This is a genomic window from Streptomyces sp. NPDC001002, assembly GCF_053599215.1.
Genome location: NZ_JBSFLV010000008.1, coordinates 1 through 17,101 on the forward strand (window position 1 = coordinate 1; position 17,101 = coordinate 17,101).

14 protein-coding genes are annotated in these 17,101 nt (G+C 70.4%); 10 read left to right on the plus strand and 4 right to left on the minus strand.

The features are described from left to right. Positions 1–68: 68 nt before the first annotated feature. Together ACWDR3_RS06280 and ACWDR3_RS06285 are read right to left on the minus strand one after the other, a co-directional pair. Positions 69–1,250: an amidohydrolase family protein gene (locus ACWDR3_RS06280; RefSeq protein WP_450351229.1), complete on the minus strand. Its 1,182-nt coding sequence runs from the start codon at positions 1,248–1,250 to the stop codon at positions 69–71. 213 nt (positions 1,251–1,463) lie between these two features. After that, positions 1,464–2,282, minus strand: a complete 819-nt coding sequence (locus ACWDR3_RS06285) for a FadR/GntR family transcriptional regulator (RefSeq protein ID WP_450351231.1) — start codon at positions 2,280–2,282, stop codon at positions 1,464–1,466. Between the two features lie 155 nt (positions 2,283–2,437). Here ACWDR3_RS06285 and ACWDR3_RS06290 point away from each other — a divergent pair, with 155 nt between their 5' ends. Then, entirely contained in the window at positions 2,438–3,265 is an 828-nt protein-coding gene (locus ACWDR3_RS06290; RefSeq protein WP_450351233.1) for an enoyl-CoA hydratase-related protein, read from the plus strand. Continuing rightward, positions 3,262–3,837 carry a DUF2889 domain-containing protein gene (locus tag ACWDR3_RS06295; protein WP_450351235.1) on the plus strand — a complete coding sequence of 192 codons (576 nt, stop codon included), beginning with the start codon at positions 3,262–3,264 and terminating at the stop codon, positions 3,835–3,837. Before ACWDR3_RS06290 ends, ACWDR3_RS06295 begins: the two co-directional genes overlap by 4 nt. 178 nt (positions 3,838–4,015) lie before the next feature. On the opposite strand, the gene ACWDR3_RS06300 is transcribed toward ACWDR3_RS06295, so the two are convergent. After that, positions 4,016–5,242: an acyl-CoA dehydrogenase family protein gene (locus ACWDR3_RS06300; protein WP_450351237.1), complete on the minus strand. Its 1,227-nt coding sequence runs from the start codon at positions 5,240–5,242 to the stop codon at positions 4,016–4,018. Positions 5,243–5,375: 133 nt separating this feature from the next. Between ACWDR3_RS06300 and fabG the strand changes: the two genes are divergently transcribed. The 5 genes from fabG to ACWDR3_RS06325 are packed head-to-tail and all read left to right on the plus strand — an operon-like array spanning position 5,376 to position 10,850. Further along, positions 5,376–6,122 (plus strand): 3-oxoacyl-ACP reductase FabG, encoded by a 747-nt coding sequence (gene fabG / locus ACWDR3_RS06305; protein WP_450351238.1) that lies wholly within the window; start codon positions 5,376–5,378, stop codon positions 6,120–6,122. A 22-nt stretch (positions 6,123–6,144) separates the two neighbouring features. Further along, positions 6,145–7,395 (plus strand): acetyl-CoA C-acetyltransferase, encoded by a 1,251-nt coding sequence (locus tag ACWDR3_RS06310; RefSeq protein ID WP_450351240.1) that lies wholly within the window; start codon positions 6,145–6,147, stop codon positions 7,393–7,395. Continuing rightward, entirely contained in the window at positions 7,395–8,834 is a 1,440-nt protein-coding gene (locus ACWDR3_RS06315; protein ID WP_450351241.1) for an OB-fold domain-containing protein, read from the plus strand. Before ACWDR3_RS06310 ends, ACWDR3_RS06315 begins: the two co-directional genes overlap by 1 nt. Next, complete coding sequence (locus ACWDR3_RS06320) at positions 8,831–10,039, plus strand: acetyl-CoA acetyltransferase (protein ID WP_450351242.1); 1,209 nt, start codon at positions 8,831–8,833, stop codon at positions 10,037–10,039. The genes ACWDR3_RS06315 and ACWDR3_RS06320 overlap by 4 nt, the downstream gene beginning before the upstream one ends. Before the next feature lie 16 nt (positions 10,040–10,055). Then, positions 10,056–10,850, plus strand: coding sequence for an SDR family NAD(P)-dependent oxidoreductase (locus ACWDR3_RS06325; RefSeq protein ID WP_450351244.1), 795 nt, complete (start codon positions 10,056–10,058; stop codon positions 10,848–10,850). A gap of 7 nt (positions 10,851–10,857) precedes the next feature. Here ACWDR3_RS06325 and ACWDR3_RS06330 read toward each other — a convergent pair whose 3' ends face one another. Further along, complete coding sequence (locus ACWDR3_RS06330) at positions 10,858–13,554, minus strand: ABC transporter permease subunit (RefSeq protein ID WP_450351245.1); 2,697 nt, start codon at positions 13,552–13,554, stop codon at positions 10,858–10,860. A 142-nt stretch (positions 13,555–13,696) separates the two neighbouring features. Between ACWDR3_RS06330 and ACWDR3_RS06335 the strand changes: the two genes are divergently transcribed. The 3 genes from ACWDR3_RS06335 to ACWDR3_RS06345 all read left to right on the plus strand — a co-directional run bounded on the left by ACWDR3_RS06335 (position 13,697) and on the right by ACWDR3_RS06345 (position 17,077). Further along, positions 13,697–14,935: an ABC transporter substrate-binding protein gene (locus ACWDR3_RS06335; RefSeq protein ID WP_450351247.1), complete on the plus strand. Its 1,239-nt coding sequence runs from the start codon at positions 13,697–13,699 to the stop codon at positions 14,933–14,935. Positions 14,936–15,010: 75 nt separating this feature from the next. Further along, positions 15,011–15,715 (plus strand): ABC transporter ATP-binding protein, encoded by a 705-nt coding sequence (locus ACWDR3_RS06340; RefSeq protein WP_450351249.1) that lies wholly within the window; start codon positions 15,011–15,013, stop codon positions 15,713–15,715. 18 nt (positions 15,716–15,733) lie between these two features. Then, complete coding sequence (locus tag ACWDR3_RS06345; RefSeq protein ID WP_450351250.1) at positions 15,734–17,077, plus strand: hypothetical protein; 1,344 nt, start codon at positions 15,734–15,736, stop codon at positions 17,075–17,077. Positions 17,078–17,101 lie beyond the last annotated feature (24 nt).

The following is a 17,101-nucleotide window of genomic DNA, read 5'->3' on the forward strand; positions in this document are numbered from 1 at the left end:
TAAGTTTGCTCTTCCGATCGGACCTGGTCGGTTGACCAGGTCCGCCGCCAGGCGGTGGCGTTCGGGGTTCAGCGGCTGATCAGCTGCTGCGCGTTGTTGTACATGATGTCGTCCTGGACCGACTCGTCGAGTTCCGCGAGGAGCTTGCGGTAGTCGGCGGGGTTGGCGATGCCTTCCGCGTGCGGGAAGTCCGAGCCCATCACGATCGACTCGTGGTAGCCGAGCCGCTTGACCAGGCTCGGGATGTCGTCCTCCGGGTAGGGCACCACGCGGATGTGCTTGCGGAACACTTGGCTGGGCCGCTCCGCCAACTGGCCGCCGATCCAGGGGCCGTTGCGGCCCATGCCGCGGCTCTTGTCCATGTGCCGGACGAAGTGGGGGACCCACTCGGCGCCGAACTCCGAGACCAGGACGTTGATGTCGGGGAAGCGCCCGAAGAGGTTGTCGAAGATGAGAGCGGAGAGCGTCTCCTCGATCGGGCGCTGGCCGTAGGTGTTCATCCACTGCCACGCGGACATCCGGAAGTGGATCGGGCTCGCGTCGTGACCCCAGGCGGGGGCGACATGCGAGTTGTAGTAGAACTCGCTGATGTGGTAGCAGACGCTGGCCTTGGCCTCGTTGACCAGTTTCCAGAACGGGTCGAAGTACGGGTCGCCCGGCGAGCGGCCGTACTGGGGCCCGGTCGGCAGCATGATGAACCGGGCGCCCTTGTCCAGGACGTACTCCAACTCCTTGACCGCGTGGTCCAGGTCGCGCAGCGAGAGCAACGCGGGGGAGTAGATGCGGTCCTGGTGGTTGAAGCCCCACACCTCGTTCATATAGCGGTTGAACGAGTGGTAGTTGGCGTAGAGCGGTTCGACGCCCTGCACGTACTCCTCGGCGACCAGTGCCCAGCCGCCCGGGTAGATGATCGTCTGGTCCAGGCCCTGCTCGTCCATGACGCGCAGCCGGGCCTCGCGGTTCTGGTACGACTCGTGCATCGGCTCGAACTGGTACGTCTCGTCGGGGTTGCCCGAGGCCATCGCCTTGAGCATCTCCTTGAGCGAGCCGGGCCGGTAGACCTGCCCGAACTCGGGCTCCAGACAGACCACGATCCGGTCCCCGGCCAGGATGACCTCGCGGCCGTCCGGGAGCGTCACCGGGGCCACCGCCTGGCCGAGGAACTCCTTCGGGAGGTAGCGGGTGAAGGAGTCCCGTTCCTCGTACATGTGCTGGTCGCAGTCGAAGATGGGCTTGCGCTGTTCGGCCATGGCCGTCGCCTCCGGACCCCAGATCTATTCAGTACGCCTCCTATAATTATCTAACTGTTTCGGAGACGCAAGGGGTGAAGGTGAGAACGGCAAGGGGTAGAGGTGAGAACGGCGGAACGGCTCGGCGATCCTCGGTCCGCCCGGTCAGCCGACGAGGGTCCGCCCGGTCGGTCGAAGAGAGTTCACCTGGTCAGTCGAAGAGAGTTCGCCTGGTCAGTCGAAGAGTTCGAGCACCGTCTTGGGGCCGGCCCCGTTCACCACGTCGTCGGCGCCGCTGATGTGGCGCTGCCACAGCTTCTCGGCCTCGTCCGCCTTGCCGGACTCGATCAGACCGACCAGCCGCACATGGGCCCGATGCCCCTTCAGGGCCTGCGCCTTCTGGGTCTCGGCGTCGGTGGCCGCCGCGGTGTACGAGGCGTTGGCCCGGTCGATGATGTTGCGCAGCATGCCGCAGAGGAGGATCAGCGTCTGGTTGCCGGTCAGTTCGACCAGCAGGGCGTGGAAGGTGTCCTGGGCCTCGACCAGGCCCAGCGGGTCGTCCAGGACGGTCTTCTCGGCCGCCACCGCGTCGCGCAGTCGCTTGATGTCGTCCGCCGTGTGCTTGGCGGCCAGTTGGCGCACGCACGGCGGCTCGATGACGGCCGCGGCGCGGTAGACGTCGCCCAGTGTGGCGCCGCGGTATTCGAGGATCAGGCCGGCGAAGCGGGCGGCGACATCGGAGTCCGGCGCGCTCACCCGGGCGCCGCCGTGCGCACCGCGCCGTACCGTGATCAGCGACTCGGACTCCAGGACGCGGAACGCTTCGCGCAGCGTCGGCCGCGAGATGCCGAACTGCTCCATCAGGCCCGACTCCGGCGGCAGGGCATCGCCGGGCTTCAGCTCGCCCCGTACGATCTGGCGGCGCAGCTCCGCGGCGACCAACTCGGCGGTCTTCGGGACACGCACCTGACGTCCGACGCGGCCACGCGCGGGGACGGGCACGGTGGGCGTTTCTGCACGGGCTGCCTCGGCCACGGCGGGCTCCTCCGTCATATAGCAAAATGAATCGTCTTAGTGCATCGAGGGTACCAGGTCAAGGTCTGGATGATCTTTCGTCGGCGGGGCCCGATCTGGTGCCCGGGCCATGGTTGGGTATATAGATGATTCATCTAGCTATAAACTCAACGCGGGCTCTGGGAGTGACCTCGATGAACGAGCATGTGGCCCCGGTGATCCTCAGCGAGCTGACCGGCGACGGGGTCATGCTGCTCACTCTGAACCGGCCCGAGCGGCACAACGCCTGGACGCTGGAGATGGAGCTGCTCTACAACGAGCTGTTCGACCGCGCCGAGGCGGATCCGGCGGTACGGGCAGTCGTCCTCACCGGCGCGGGACGCAGCTTCTGTCCCGGCATGGACATGAGCGTGCTGGACGGCGCGTCCTCAGGGGCGCGCCCCTGGCCGACCGACCGGCTGCCGCCGCGCACCCGGCCCATGTCGTTCCCCAAGCCCCTGGTGGCCGCCGTCAACGGCGCCTGCGCCGGCATCGGCTTCAATCAGGCGCTCATGTGCGACGTGCGGTTCGCCGTGCCGGGCGCCAAGTTCGCCGCCGCGTTCAGCGCGCGCGGCCTGGTGGCCGAGGACGGCGTCTCGTGGCTGCTGCCCCGGCTCGTCGGCTACGGGAACGCGAGCGACCTGCTGCTCTCCTCGCGCCGGATCACCGGCACGGAGGCGGAGGCGATGGGCCTGGTCAACCGTCTCGTCGAGCCGGAGGAACTGCTCCGGGCGGCCCTCGCCTACGCCACTGAACTCGCCCGCTCGGCCAGCCCGTACGCGATGTCCCTCATCAAGCGGCAACTGGCCGACGATCAAGCGAGAAGCTTCACCGAGAGCCGGGCCGCCGCCGCCGCGCTGCTGGCCACGGCGAAACGCGCCCCGGACTACCGCGAGGGTGTACGCAGCTTCATCGAGCGCCGGCCGCCGGAGTTCGCGGGCCTCGGGGAGAACGTGCCTGAGCCGGCGGAGGCCTCGTCATGAGCCGCGTCGAACTCCCGCTGCACCGCCGCACCATCACCGTCACCGCCCACCTGGAGCCCGGCGGCGAGGAGATCTCGGTCGAGGCGGAGCTGCGGGACGAGCGGCCGTGGGCGGAACCGGCGGTCGCCGACGTCCACCGGATGGTGCTGGCGGTGCGGGTCCGCCTCGCGGACATGACCATCGTGGCCGCCGACGCGGACATGCTGACGTTTCCGCACGCCGAGTGCCCGCTGATCACCCCGGTCTTCGACAGCCTGATCGGCCTCTGCGTCTCCGCCGGCTACAACCGGGCGATCCAGGAACGGTTCCGCGGCGTCCTGGGCTGCTCCCACCTCTACGAACTGGCCCGAGTGCTGGGCCCCGCCGTGGTCCAGGCGGCCATGTCGGCCAACGCGCGCAGCCGAGACGCGGGCGAACCCGCGAACGGCCCGCGCGCCACGGCCGGGGTGCTGAACAGCTGCCACATCTGGGCCCCGGACGGCGTGGGCCTGCGCAAGCTCGACGCGGGCTGGCAACCGGGGGTCGGGCCGCGTCCGGTGCCCGGACTCGGGACGTTCGAGACGCGCGAGTGAGTCCGCGGGGCTGAGAGTCGGCCACGCGAAGGCGGGGCCGGGGCGGTCGCGGCCGACCGCGCGGATGCGGAATCGGCCCGGCCGGGCGTACTCGGAGCCGACCGACGCGGCGGCAGCCGCTGATCGACCACGCCACTGGGGGCGCCGCCGAACTGGCCCAGCCGTCGCCGGCCCCGCTTCAACCAGTCATCGCCCTTGGCTCGCGCGGCAACCCCAGCACCTTCTCCGCGAGAATATTCCGCTGTACCTGCGAGGTGCCCGCGTAGATCGTCCCGGAGCGGGCGATCAGGTACGTCGTCGACCAGGACGCCGAGGAGTTCGAGGCGCCGGGGTCGTCCGTGCGGTAGGTGCGCAACGGCGGGCGGCCGACCGGCACTTGGGCGTGCAGGCCCATGATGTCCATCGCGAGATCGGTGACCTTCGTGTGGTACTCGCTCCAGAACAGCTTGGCGATCGACGACTCGGGGCCCGGCTCCGCGCCCTTGAGCCAGCCGGTGAGGATCCGGTAGCCGAGGTAGCGCATGATCTCGACCTTGGACCAGCACCAGGCGATCCGCTGCCTGATGATCGGATCCTGGTCCTTCCCGTACAGGCGGGCCAGTTCCACCAGGCGTTCCACCTCGGCCCGGAACAGGATCGGGTTGGTCGCCGCCTCCTGCCCGCGCTCCACGCCCAACAGGCTCTGGGCGACGGTCCAGCCGTTGTCGACACCGCCCACGACGAGATCGGCGCGGGTCCGGGCGCCGTTGAAGAAGACCTCGTTGAAGTGGAGTTGGCCGCTCATCATGCGGAACGGGCGGACCTCGACGCCGGGTTGGTCCAGCGGGACGAGGAGGAAGGAGATGCCGCGGTGCTTGGAGGCGTCGCGGTTCGTGCGGGCCAGCACGAAGATCCAGTCGCTGTGGTGGGCGCCGGACGTCCACACCTTCTGGCCGTCGATCACCCACTCGTCGCCCTCGCGGACGGCACGCGTCGTCAGTGAGGCCAGGTCCGAGCCCGCGTCCGGCTCCGAGTAGCCCTGGCACCAGGTGTCCTCGCCGCTGAGGATGCGCGGCAGGAAGTGGCCGCGCTGCTCGTCCGTGCCCCAGCGCAGCAGCGTGTTCGCCAGCATCTTCACGCCGAAGGTGTCCTGCGGCAGCCCGAACGGCACACCGGCCAGGGCGAGTTCCTCCATCAGGACCACCTGGTGGAGCTTGGACAGGCCGCGCCCGCCGTACTGCTCGGGCCAGGTCAGGGAGAGGTAGCGCTGCTCGGCGAGCAGGCGCCGCCAGTCCCGGGCGAAGGCCCAGGCGGCCTCCTCGTCGAGGGCGCCGATGCCCTTCCAGCCCGGCGGCAGCGTCTCGGCGAGGAACTCCTTGACTTCGGTGCGGAACGTCTCGGTCTCCGCGGGATAGCTGATGTCCACCCGTGTGCTCCCCTTGCTCGGCCTCGCCCGGCCACGCTCGCCCAGCCGATCGCTGTATTGATTGTTTCAGCATAATAGGTTATCTATTTAGAAGAAATAGTGAGGGACGGCGTCGAGCCAAGGGCGGGCTGACATGGGACTGCTGGACGGCCGGAACGCTGTCATCACCGGCGGCGCACAGGGCATCGGCTTCGAGATCGCCGGCGTGCTCGGCGCCGCGGGCGCGTCCGTCGTCCTCGGCGACATCAACGAGGACGCCGCCTCGGAAGCCGCCGAACGCCTCGCCAAGAACGGCATCGCCGCCACCTCGCTGCGCTGCGACGTCACCGACGAGGACGAGGTCGCCGCCCTGGTCGCCCACTGCACCGACACCTTCGGCCCGGTCGGCGTCATGGTCAACAACGCCGGGATCACCCGCGACGCGACCCTGCGCAAGATGGCCGTGTCCGACTTCCGCGCGGTCGTCGACGTCCATCTCACCGGCGCCTGGAACGGCACCCGGCACGCTGCCGAGGCGATGCGCGCGCACGGACACGGCGGCAGCATCGTCAACATCTCCTCCATCGCTGGCAAGGTCGGCAACTTCGGCCAGACGAACTACAGCGCCGCCAAGGCCGGACTCGTCGGCCTCACCAAGGCCTCCGCCAAGGAACTCGCCAAGGCGGGCATCCGTGTCAACGCCGTACAGCCGGGCCTGATCCGCACCGCCATGACCGAGGCGATGCCGGCGTCCGCCTGGGACGCGAAGCTCGCCGAGATCCCCCTGGGCCGCGCGGGCGAACCCGCCGAGGTCGCCCAGGTCGTCCTCTTCCTCGCCTCCGACATGGCGAGCTACGTCACCGGAGCCGTGGTCGAGGTGACCGGCGGCCGGTACATGTGACCCCTCATGAAAGGCCTGGCCGATGCCCGCCCTCCTGCGTGACGCGGTGATCTGCGAACCCGTGCGTACCCCCGTCGGCGGCTACGGAGGCGTCTTCCGCGACGTACCGGCGACCGAGCTGGCCGCCGCCGTCGTACGCGCCGTACTGGACCGCACCGGAATCCCGCCCGCCGCCGTCGACGACGTCCTGCTTGGCCAGTGCTACCCCAACGGCGAGGCCCCGGCCATCGGTCGCGTGGCCGCCCTCGACGCCTGTCTGCCGGTGGAGGTGCCGGGACTGCAGATCGACCGCCGCTGCGGCTCAGGACTGCAGGCGATCATCACGGCGGCGATGCAGGTGCAGACCGGCGCGAGCGACCTCGTGCTGGCCGGCGGCGTCGAGTCGATGAGCCAGGCGGAGTTCTACACCACCGGCATCCGCTTCGGCGTGCGCGGCGCGGACGCCACCCTGCACGACCGGCTGGCCCGCGGACGGGTCACCTCCGGAGGCGTCAACCACCCTGTTCCCGGCGGGATGTTGGAGACCGCGGAGAACCTGCGGCGCGAGTACGTCATTCCCCGCGAGGAGCAGGACCGACTCGCCCTGCGCTCCCACGAGAAGGCGGTCGCCGCCCAGCGCGAGGGCCGTTTCACCGACGAGATCGTGCCCGTCACCGTACGGACGAGAAAGGGCGAGACCGTCGTCGACCGCGACGAACACCCGCGCCCCGACTCGACGTTGGAGAAACTCGCGAGCCTGCGTCCCGTACTTGGACGCCGGGATCCCGAGGCGACCGTCACCGCGGGCAATGCCAGCGGACAGAACGACGGCGCCGCCCTGTGCGTCGTCACCCACCCCGAGCGCGCCGCCGAACTCGGCCTGCGCCCCCTGGCCCGTCTGGTCTCCTGGGCCGTCGTGGGCGTACCCCCGGAAACGATGGGCATCGGCCCGGTACCCGCCACGGCCAAGGCACTTGACCGCGCGGGACTGAAACTCGCCGACATCGACCTGATCGAACTCAACGAGGCCTTCGCCGCCCAGGTGCTTGCCTGCACCCGCGAATGGGCTCTGACCGAGGCCGACTTCGAGCGGTTCAACGTCAACGGCTCCGGCATCTCGCTGGGCCACCCCGTCGGCGCCACCGGCGGCCGCATCCTCGCCACCCTGCTGCGCGAACTCGACCGCCGCCAGGCCCGCTACGGCCTGGAGACCATGTGCCTCGGCGGCGGCCAGGGCCTGGCCGCCGTCTTCGAACGGCCCACCCACACCACCGACCCCAAGGGAGGACGCTGATGCCCGGACTGATCGCATACGGCGCCTACGTGCCGTACCACCGCCTCGCCCGGGCCGATATCGCCGCTACCCTCGGGACGGCCCCGTCCCGGGGCACGCGCGCGGTGGCGGGCTACGACGAGGACACCACGTCGATGGCCGTCGAGGCGGCGCGCAACGCCCTGTCCAGGGACGGACTGCGCACCCGCATCGGCCAGTTGTTCCTCGCCACCGCCGCGCCCGCCTACCTCGACAAGACGAACGCGACCGCCGTGCACGCCGCGCTCGGCCTCGACACGCACGTCCTCGCCGTCGACATGGCGGGCTCCGTCCGCTCCGGCCTCGGCGCGCTGGTCACCGCCGCCCGCTCCCCGGTGCCGACCCTGACCGTCCTGTCCGACCTGCGCACCGGCCTGCCGGGCGGCAGCGAGGAGAGCGCGGGCGGCGACGGCGCGGCGGCATTTGCCTTCGGCGGTCACCGCAACGGAGCCCCCGTACTCGCCGAACTGCTCGCCCACGACACGGTCAGCGACGAGATCCTCGACCGCTGGCGGTTGCCCGGCGCGCCCGCCTCCCGCGTCTGGGAGGAGCGCTTCGCCGAGGAGATCTACGCCTCCCTCGCGGACAAGGCGCTCACTGCCGCCCTCGACCAGGCGGGCCTGGACCGCGCCGCCATCGACCACTTCATCGTCTCCGGCCTGCACGCACGCGCGTGCGCGACGGTCCGACGTACCGCAGGCGTACGTCCCGAGGCCGCGACGGCCGACCTCACCGCGCAGATCGGCAACGCCGGCACCGCCCAGCCCGGCCTGCTCCTCGCCGACGTACTCGACCGGGCCGAACCCGGCCGGATCATCGCGCTGGTCGTGCTCGGCGACGGCGCCGGAGTCCTGCTCCTGCGCACCACCGACGCCCTCCCCGCACACCGCGCCGCCCGCCCCGTCGTCGCGCAGATCGCCGCGGGCAGCGCCCCCATGCCGTACGCCACCTACCTCTCCTGGCGGGGCCTCCTCGACCGCGAGCCGCCCCGCAGGCCGGACCCCGAGCCGCCCTACGCCCCGCCCGCGCACCGCCGCAACAGCTGGAAGTACGGCTTCGTCGCCTCCCGTTGCGAGAAGTGCGGGACCCGGCATCTGCCGCCGGACCGGGTGTGCGTGTCCTGCCGGAGCATCGACGCCATGACCGACGAGCCGATGGAGCACGTGCCCGGCACGGTCGCCACTTTCACCGTGGACCGGCTGGCCCACACACCGAGCCCGCCGATGCTCGTCGTGGTCGTCGACTACGACGGCGGAGGCAGGTTCCGCTGCCAGCTCACCGACGCCACCGAGGCCGACGCCGTCATCGGCGCCCGGGTCGAGATGACCTTCCGGCGCACGGTCACCGCCGCCGGCGTCCACAACTACTTCTGGAAGGCCCGGCCGCTGCGCACGGGCGAGACCGAGGGGACAGCCGTATGAGCTCGCACGGAATCCGGGACCGGGTCGCGATCGTCGGCATGGGCTGCACGCCCTTCGGCGAACACTGGGGCCGCTCGGCGGACGACCTGCTGGTCGACGCCGTGGGCGAGGCGGTCACCTCGGCCGGCATCACGCTCGACGACATCGACGCGTTCTGGCTCGGCACCCAGGCCTCCGGAGTCTCCGGGCTGACTCTGAGCCGCCCGCTGCATCTGCCGTACAAGCCGGTCACGCGCCTGGAGAACATGTGCGCGACCGGCTCCGAGGCGCTGCGCAACGCCTGTTACGCGGTGGCCTCCGGCGCGTACGACGTGGCGATGGCCGTCGGCGTGGAGAAGCTCAAGGATTCCGGCATGTCCGGGCTCTCGGGCACCTCGATGCCGGGTGCGGGCGACGACAGCCGCGGCGAGATCACCGCGCCCGCGAACTTCTCCCTGCTCGCCCCCGCCTACGCCGCCAAGTACGGCCTCGCGGAAGAGGAGTTGAAGGACGTCATCACCCGCATCGCCTGGAAGAACCACGTCAACGGCGCTCGCAACCCCCGCGCCCAGTTCCGCAAGGAGGTGCCGCTGGAGCGCATCCGCTCAGCGCCGATCATCGCGGGCATGCTCGGCGTGTTCGACTGCTCGGGGGTATCCGACGGTTCGGCGGCGGCGATCGTCGTACGGGCCGAAGACGCCTACCGGTACACCGACAAGCCGATCTTCGTGAAGGCGCTGTCCTTCGTCGCGGGCCCGGCCGACGGACTCCTCGATCCCGACTACGACTTCACCACCTTCCCCGAAGTCGTCGTCTCGGCCCAGGAGGCCTACCGGCAGGCGGGCATCACCGACCCGCGCGCCGAGCTCGCCCTCGCGGAAGTCCACGACTGCTTCACACCAACGGAGTTGGTGCTCATGGAGGACTTCGGCTTCTCGGAACGCGGACAGGCTTGGAAGGACGTCACCAGCGGCGCGTTCGATCTGGACGGCTCCCTGCCGGTCAACCCGGACGGCGGCCTGAAGGCCTTCGGCCACCCCATCGGCGCCTCCGGACTGCGCATGATGTTCGAGGCCTGGCTCCAACTGCGCGGCGAGGCACCGCCCGAGCGGACGGTCGGGGCCGTGGCGGAGGGCCGCTCGCTCGCCCTGACCCACAACCTCGGCGGCGGCCCCGGCGAATGCGTCTCGTTCGTGTCCGTCGTGGGCAGCGAACTCACCGACTGAGAAAGGTGGTTGAGTCATGGGACGACTCGACGACAAGATCGCGATCGTGACCGGGGCCGCGTCCGGCATCGGCGCGGCCACCGCCCGCCGCGTGGCGGCCGAGGGCGCCCTCACGGTCGTAGCGGATCTGAACCTCGACGGCGCGAAGGCGGTGACGGAGGAGATCCGGGCGGCAGGCGGATCCGCCACCGCGGTTCCGGTCGACCTGGGTGACATCGACTCCGTACGGGCCATGGTGGCCACGGCAGTTGAGACCTACGGCGGCCTTGACGTCCTGCACAACAACGCGGCGGCCACTCACCTGGCCGCCCGCAAGGACCTCGCCGTCCTGGAGGCCGACCCGGCGGTCTGGGACGACACCATGCGGATCAACCTCCGCGGCACCATGGTCGCGATCCAGGCCGCCGTCCCGCACATGATCGCCCGCGGCGCCGGTTCGATCATCAACACCTCGTCCGGCGCCGGTCTCGCGGGCGACCTGCGCAATCCCGCGTACGGCGCCTCGAAGGCCGCCCTCATCAACCTCACCCAGTACGTCGCCACCCAGTACGGCAAGCAGGGCGTGCGCTGCAACGCCATCGCGCCGGGGTTCATCGTCACGCCGGCGAGCGCCGGTTCGGCGCACGGGGCGATCCGGGAGAAGATGCTCCGCCATCACCTCACCCCGCGCCTCGGCAGGCCGGAGGACGTCGCCTCGGCGGTCGTCTTTCTCGCCTCCGACGAGTCCGCGTTCATCACCGGGCACACTCTGCGTGTGGACGGCGGACTGTTGTCCCACCAGCCGTACGTGGCGGACCTGCGGGACGCCTGAACCACCGTCAGGACAGTGTCTCCGGCTCCAGGTCGCCCAGGTAGGCGGCCCGGACCGCCGGATCGCGGCGCACCTCGTCCGGGGTGCCGGCGCAGATCCGGCGGCCGAAGTCGAGGACGACGACCTGGTCGCAGACGCTCATCACCATGTCGACGTCGTGCTCGACGAGCAGCACCCCCATGCCCCAGTCCTCGGCCAGCCGCCGCACCAGCTCGGCCAACTCCCGTGTCTCGTCGTCGGACAGCCCCGCCGCCGGTTCGTCAAGCAGCAGCACGGACGGTGAGGTCGCCACCGCCCGCGCGATCGCCAGCAACCGCCGCTCGCCGTACGACAGATCGCCCACCGGCCGATCCAGGCTCTCCTGGAGTCCGAACTCCCTTACAGCGACCAGTACTTGGGCGGGCAAAGGGCGGCTGCCGGGGCGGATCATGTCGGTGAGCCAGGTCCACCGCTCGGGTCGCTCGCAGGCGGCGTAGAGGTTGTCCAGGACCGTCATGTCCTCGAACAGCTCCAGCGACTGGAAGGACCGGCTCAGCCCGGCCCCGGCCCGGCGGTGCACCGGCACCCGGGTCACGTCCCGCTCACCGAGGAGGACGCTGCCGGACGCGGCCCGGGTGAAGCCGGTGACGGCGTCGATCGCGGAGGTCTTGCCGGCGCCGTTGGGGCCGATGAGCCCCACCACCCGGCCCGGTTCGACGTCCAGCGAGAGCCCGTCGACGGCGACGACACCGCCGTAGCGGACCGTCAGGTCGCGCACGTGCAGGGGGAGCGGTGCGGCGCGGGGTACGTCCGGCAGGGGGTCCGTCTTCTCCTCGGGTGCGACGGCGGCGCGCTGCGGGCGCAGCTTTCGTTCAAGTCCCCTTGCCTGCCTGCCGAGTTCCTTGGCGATGCCGTCCTGGTTGCCCACCAGGGTCAGTACCAGGACGATCCCGCCGATCAACGGCATCCACTCGCTCAGCCCGGGCAGCACCAGGTCCCCGAACCGGGCGCCGACCGTGCCCGCGGCGAACGTGGCGCCGAACAGCGGGCCGACGAGGAAGCCGACCCCGCCGATGACGGCGAGCCCGAGCGCGGTGACGGAGTCGAAGCTCGCGAAGTCGGAGAACACCACCGACGTCGAGCGGAAGCCGGTCAGCACTCCGGCGAGCGCGGCGATGGCCGAGGACAGGCCGAAGGCGTAGAGCTTGGCCGCGCGGACGTCGATACCGAGGGCGGCGGCGGCCCGCTCGTTGGCCCGTACGGCGATCAGGCGGCGGCCGGTGCGGCTGCGCCGGACGTTGGCGACCACGAGCGCGGCGGCGACGAACAGCACCAGGACCACGGCAGCGTAGCGCTGCGGATGGTCGACCCCGGAGATGCTGATGCCGAAGAGCGTCTGCTTGCCCACCGCGATGCCGTCGCTGCCGGGAGTCGTCGACAGGTCGGTGTTCTGGAAGACCATCGCCTCCAGGGTGGTGCCGAGCCCGAGCGTGATGATCGCGAGGTTCACCCCGCGGGTGCGCACGGCCGGCAGCGCGAACAGCAGGCCGATCGGCACCGTACCCAACACGCCTGCCAGCAGCGCGAGTTCGAAGGGCCAGCCCCAGTCCGCCGCGGCATGCCCGGCGATGAAGGCACCGGTCCCGGCGAGGGCGTAGGCAGCGAGCGAGACCTGTCCCGCGTAACCGGTGACCACGATGATCGACAGGATGATCAGGGAGAGCACCAGCGTGCTGGTGATCGCGTCGGCCCACAGCGGGGTGGACAGGCTCACCAGCACCAGCCCGACCACCACGGCCAGCGCGACCGGGACGGGACGCACCCTGCCCGTGCCCAGGGCCGGGAGCCGGTCGAGGAACGTGCCGCGCAGCGGCAGCGCCCGGCCGCGGGCGACCAGCACCAGAGCGATGAACAGGAACGGCACCGACGAGGCGAGCCCGGTGACGCCCGAGCCGAAACGCGTCAGTTCGGACTGCGCGACCCCCATGACCAGACCGCCCGCCAGAGTGATCGGGAACGACGAGAACCTGCCGATCAGGGCGGCTGCCAGCGCGCTCAGCAGCAGTGTGGTCAGCCCGGTCACCGACAGACCGATCACCGGCACGATCAGGATGGCGGTGAGTCCCGCGAGCGCGGAGCCCAGCGCCCAGTTGCCGGCGGCGATCAGGTCAGGGGACCAGCCGAGCGCGGCGGCGGCGCCCTCGTTCTCGGCGACCGCGGTGGTGCCGAGGCCGAACAGCGTGCGCCTGTAGAGGAGATGGAGCACCGCGGTCACCGCGATCGCGATGCCGAGCAGCCACACACGGTCCTCGGAGACCGTCGCCCCGGCGATCGTCAGCAGCCGGGTGGGCAGCTTGCCAGGGACCAGTTGCAGGCTGTCGCCGTAGCGCTTGACGGCGATCGCGGTGAGCACGATGAACACCGCGAGGGTGCCGACCAGCCGGGCCAGGGTGGACGCCCTGCGCAGCGGGCGGATCACCAACAGGTGGGTGAGCACGCCCAGTACGGCGGAGGTGAGCACTCCGCACGCGGTGGCGGGCCAGTACGGCACACCGTGCTGGACGGCGAGCTCCCACTGGACGTAGGCGCCGGCCATGCCGATCGCGCCGTGCGCGAAGTTCAGGACGCCGGAGCCCCGGTAGACCAGCACGATGCCGTGCGCGGTGAGCGCGTAGAGGGCGCCGAGCCCCAGGCCGAGCAGCGCGAAGCGCAGGACGTCGTCCATCCGAGGAACCTCCCAGACACGGGACGAGACAGTGCATTCATTTAAATAATTGTGCCGAGAGTACTTCACTAACCCAAAAATGCACCCCATGCTGTTCGGCATCTCGACGTCGCCCACTTTGGGCGCGAGCCCCGGAGGGACCATGAACGACTCACGCCTACGCAGAACTGCCGCAGCGAGCGCTCTCGCGGTGACCGGAGCCCTGCTCGCCGCAGGCTGCGGGGGAGGAGCGTCGGCCGACAGCTCGGCCGAGACCTCCTCGCTCAAGGGCACCCCGGTCAAGGTGATGGTCTGGGCGCCGGAGAACACCCAGGGCAGCGCCCAGCCCGGAATCCACCTCACCGCCCAGGCCTACGAGAAGTGGATCAACGCCAACGGCGGGATCAAGGGCGGGCCCCTGAAGGTCGAGTTCTGCAACGAGAAGGGTGACCCCGACGAGGCCGAGAAGTGCGCCCAGCAGGCCGTCGCGGACAAGGTTGCCGCGGTCGTGGGCTCGTACAGCCTCGCAGGGGACCGCTACATGCCCATCCTGCAGAAGGCCGGCATCCCGTACATCGGCGGTACCGGTGTCTCCGCGGCGGAGTTCTCCAACCCGCTGTCCTTCCCGGTCAACGGCGGCACCCCGGTGGTGTTCGCCGCCCACGGCCGCCAACTGGTGGAGCAGGGCTGCAAGAAGATCACCGGCGTACGGTACGACGTGGCCGCCGCGGCCGTGGTCTCGCACTTCCTCACCCTGGGCGCGGTCTCCGCCGGCGGGGCGGCGCCCAAGGACCTCAAGGTGCCGCTCACCGCGACCGACCTCGCCCCACAGGTCGCCGCGACCAAGGGCAGCGACTGCGTGAGCGTCATCCTGGGCACCGCCTCCGACCTGTTCGTGAAGTCGTACGTCCAGTCCGGCGACAAGACCAAGCTCGCCAGCGTCGTCGGCAACCTCACCCCGCAACTGGCCGCGAGCACCGGCGGCAGCGGCAGTCCTCTGGAGGGCGCCGCGATCACCGGCTACTACCCGCCGACCTCCGACGCGGTGTGGAAGGACTTCGTCACCGCGGCCAAGGGCAAGGACATCGACACCACCAACGGCGCCAACGCCACCACCTGGGTCGCCTTGAAGGTCTTCACCGAGGCGGCCAAGAAGCTGCCGACGATCTCGGCCAAGGCGCTGGTGCAGGAACTGAACACCACCGCCGGCATCGACACCGGAGGCCTGACCCCGCCCCTGAACTGGAAGGCGTCAACGGCCCTGCCGATCAAGGGACTCGACCGCATCCACAACACGACCGCCACCGAACTCGTCATCCGCGACGGGAAGATCGAGTGGGCGAAGGCCGGGTCGACATTCGTCGACGTCCGGAAGGTCCTGACGGCCGCGTCGCACGGCTGAGTCCGCTTGGGTACGGCCGGCCGCCGTTTCCGGTCGACTTCGGTTTCCGGCCGACTCCGGTTGAGGAGAGACCTCGTGCACGACACAGAAGTGCCCCTGATAGCGACCCGCGCCCTGTCCACCGGATACGGCAGCCGACCCGTCGTCAGCGACCTCGACCTGGAGGTCCGGCCGGGCGAGGTCGTCGCCCTCCTCGGCCCCAACGGCGCGGGCAAGACCACCACGCTCCGGGCGCTGTCCGGCGACCTGACGCCGATGAGCGGCGAGGTCCGCTGGCTGGGCACGCCCGGCCACGCGCCCCTGCACCGCCGTGCCCGCGAGGGCCTCGCCTATGTCGGCGAACGCGCGGTCTTCACCCGCCTCGACACCACCGAGAACCTACGCGTCGGGCGGGTGCCTGCCGACCGGGCCGTCGAGCTCTTCCCCGAACTCGAAAAACGACTCAGGACCGGCGCGGGCATGCTGTCCGGCGGCGAGCAGCAGATGCTGTCGCTGGCACGGGCCCTGTGCCGCACGCCCCGGCTCCTCCTGGCCGACGAACTCTCCCTGGGTCTCGCCCCGTTGGTCGTCGACCGCCTCCTGCGCGCCGTCCGCGAGGCGGCCGACCAGGGCCTCGGCGCACTGCTGGTCGAACAGCACGTGCACAAGGTGCTCGACATCGCCGACCGCGTCTACGTCCTGCGCCGGGGCCGCGTCGTCATGACCGGCACCCCGAAGGAACTGCGCGGAGACCTCGACGCCATCGAGTCCTCCTACCTCGCGAACAACCCGACGTCCTGACCGATTGAGGTGGTTGCCGTGCCCAGCGCACGCGAACAGATCCGGGCCCTCGCCCGGTCCGGCGAGACCTTCGACCAACCCGCCCACGAGGTACGGGAGTTGCAGCTCGAAGCAGCGCGGGAGGCTTTCGCCGCCCACCGCGAGCGCATCCCGCTGCTGCGCACCCGGGCGGACGAGACCGGCGTACACGGGATCAACGGTCTCGACGACCTCGTACCCCTGCTGTTCTCCCACACCAGCTACAAGTCGTACCCCCTCTCCCTCATCACCGGCGGCCGGTGGGACCGGCTCCTGCGCTGGTACACGACGGTGTCGGTGGTCGAGCCGGGAGACGTCGACGTCGAGGGCGTGAACGACATCGACGAATGGACCGACCGCGTCACCGCCGCCGGCCACCGCCCGTACATCACCAGCGGCACCTCGGGAAAGGTCTCCTTCCTCAACTGCGACACCAGCGACCTGAGTTTCCTGCACGACATCCTGGAGAACCTCACCTGCTGGCCCGAGCCGCTGCCGCCCGAGCGGACCCGCCGCGGCTATCTCCTGGCACCGGCGAGCGGTCCGATGCGCTCGATCGACGGCTACCGCTGGCACGCGGACGTCTTCGCACGACCCGGCGAGACGCACCTGCTCACCGAAGAACCCATGCGTGTCTCGGAGTTGATGAGCAGCGCCCTGCTGCGCCGCCGGATGGCGGAGGGCACCGCGACCCCGCAGGAGATCAGCTCCTTCGAGGCCGCATCCGGGGCCCGCGAGGAGGAACTTGGCGCGGCCGTCGCCCAGATCGTCGACGACATCGCCGCACACCGGACCGAGCCGCTGCTGATCGCCGGGATGAACAACCAGCAGTTCACCCTGATCCAGGCACTGCGGGCCCAGGGCGTACCCGACGGGAGCCTCCACCCGGACACGCTGGTCCTCAGCGGCGGCGGCAACAAGAACGGGGTCCTGCCCGACGACTACCAGCAGCAGTTCGCCGCCTTCTACGACGGCGTACGGCGGGTGCGCAGTTACGGCATGACGGAACTTCAGGGCTCCTGCCTGGCCTGCGAGTCGGGCAACTACCACGTGCCGCCGTGGGTGATCCCACTGGTCCTGGACGAGCCGGGCGAGAAGCTGCTCAACACCGAACAGGGCGTGGTGGAGGGCCGGTTCGCCTTCCTGGACGTCTCGCTGGAGGGCCGGTGGGGCGGGCTGATCAGCGGAGACCGGGTCTTCGTCGACTTCTCGCCCTGCGCCTGCGGCCGACCGGGACCGACCGTCCTGCCCGACATCCGGCGCTACGGCGACCTCGGCGGCGAGGACAAGATCACCTGCGCCGCGACACTCGACTCCTATGTACGAGGGATGATCCACAGTTGACTTCTCTCCCTCGTGGACGAGGGG